Genomic DNA, 1392 nt, shown 5'->3' on the forward strand with positions numbered 1-1392 from the left:
CGCGTCCGTCATGACCGATGATTCTGCTCCCCGCCGCAAGTCCTAGGGGCATGACCACACTCACCACCGCCACCACCCTCGACGTCCCGGGCGCCCGCCTGCACTACGAGCTCCGCGGCTCCGGACCCCTGGTCGTCCTCGTCGGCGCCCCGATGGACGCCACCTCCTTCGCGCCGCTGGCCGACCTGCTGGCCACCGACCACACCGTCCTCACCACCGATCCGCGCGGCATCAACCGCAGCCCGGTCGACCACCCGGACCAGGACTCGACGCCGGTGGACCGGGCCGCCGACCTGGCCGCCCTGATCCGGCACGTCGACGCCGGACCCGCCACGGTGCTCGGCTCCAGCGGCGGAGCGGTCAGCCTGCTCGCGCTGGTCGAGCGTGRCCCGGAGCTGGTGCACACGGCGATCGTGCACGAGCCGCCCCTGGACGAGCTGCTCCCCGACCATGCCGACCTGTACGAGAAGACCGAGCGCATGATCGCCACCTACCTGTCGGGCGACACCCGGTCGGCGTGGCAGCAGTTCATGGTCATCGGGAACGTCCAGATGCCCGACGAGGTGTTCGAGATGGTCTTCGGTTCCCCCCGCGAGGGGCAGGCCGCGGCGGACGAGCACTTCCAGTTCGCGCACCTGATCCGGCACACCGTGCGCTTCCGGCCGAACATCGACGCCCTCACGGCGGCGGCGACCCGGCTGGTCATCGGCATCGGCGAGGAGTCCACCGGGCAGCTCTGCGACCGGACCTCGCGGGCGCTCGCGGACCTGCTCGGCCTCGAGCCCACCCTGTTCCCCGGCGACCACATCGGCTTCGCCGAGCAGCCGGACGCGTTCGCGGTGCGGCTGCGCGAGATCATCGGCGCATGAGCCTCGACGCCACGTTCACCGCGCCCATCCGTAAGGACGGTGCCTTCGCCACCTACCTGGAGCTGGACGGCTCGGCGGAGCTTCTGGGCACCCGCAAGGCGGTCAAGGTCACCGGCACGCTCGACGGGCACGACTTCGCCGCGACCCTGATGCCGTCGGGCAACGGGCCGCACTGGCTCCCCCTGCGCAAGGCGCTGTGCACGACGATCGGCAAGAGCGCGGCGGGCGAGCTGGTGGAGGTGCACCTCCAGGGGCGACTCTCCTGAACCGTCGCTAGCGTCCGGGGGATGACACCCGTCGTCGGACACCTCACGATCGACAGCGCCGATCCCGCCGCCCTCGCCGCCTGGTGGGCCGAGGCTCTCGGGTGGCAGGAGGTCTGGCGGTCCGACGACGGCGCCGAGGTGGCGATCGGGTCGCCGACCGGCGGGTCGACGAACTGGCTGTTCAACCGGGTAGCCGACGCCAAGACGGGGAAGAACCGCCTGCACGTCGACCTCCGACCCCCGGAGGACCACGGCAC

At 71.8% G+C, this 1392-nt stretch carries 3 protein-coding genes; all 3 read left to right on the forward strand.

Going from position 1 to position 1392, the window contains the following annotated elements:
- Positions 1-50 precede the first annotated feature (50 nt).
- A complete protein-coding gene (locus AC1DUQ_RS21730; protein ID WP_477074635.1) occupies positions 51-869 on the forward strand; it encodes an alpha/beta fold hydrolase in 819 nt (272 codons plus the stop codon).
- Positions 866-1135, forward strand: coding sequence for a DUF1905 domain-containing protein (locus AC1DUQ_RS21735; protein WP_477059473.1), 270 nt, complete (start codon positions 866-868; stop codon positions 1133-1135). Before AC1DUQ_RS21730 ends, AC1DUQ_RS21735 begins: the two co-directional genes overlap by 4 nt.
- A gap of 21 nt (positions 1136-1156) precedes the next feature.
- Positions 1157-1392 (forward strand): VOC family protein (locus AC1DUQ_RS21740; protein ID WP_477074636.1); only part of this gene is annotated, 236 nt, incomplete at its 3' end.

The organism is Cellulomonas sp. P4_B5_2 (assembly GCF_056402235.1).